The sequence below is a fragment of the Oleiphilus sp. HI0128 genome (genome assembly GCF_001635365.1).
Map to the genome: position 1 here is coordinate 1 of NZ_LWGG01000581.1, position 464 is coordinate 464.

1 pseudogene is annotated in these 464 nt (G+C 44.2%); it reads left to right on the plus strand.

Annotated elements, in window-relative coordinates:
• Nucleotides 1-162 precede the first annotated feature (162 nt).
• A pseudogene (locus A3763_RS07055) lies at nt 163-464 on the plus strand (hypothetical protein); the annotation flags it as partial.

Consider the following 464-nt stretch of genomic DNA (forward strand, 5'->3'; position numbering starts at 1 on the left):
CCTATGTTGCTGGGTCGCACCGCAATGGCAGGACGAGCGCTTGTGGACCCCGAGTCGGAGTATATCCAGAGTGAAGATAGAATGAGCGTAAACTATGAATAGCTTATGCTCGTAGACAGACAATAAGTATGAAGTTGAAGCAAAGTATTCTTGAGGTAAAAAATGTTTGATGAGCTTTTGGCCTGGTTTTCAATGTACAAAGTAAATGTGTTGCTAACGTTGGTTATCATCATTATCTACGGCTTTTTTAAATACGTACTACGACCACGAATCATCGCACATGCAGAGCACGGAAATCTAAAAGACAAATCGAAAGAAACCGCGCTCGCTGCAGTAAATGTGTTGCTGTTAATCGGAACAGTGGTAGTCACTCTATTTGTATGGGGTTTTGACTTCAAAGGACTCCTGACATTGTCTGCCAGTATTCTGGCGGTCACTGGTGTGGCGTTATTCGCCGGGTGGTC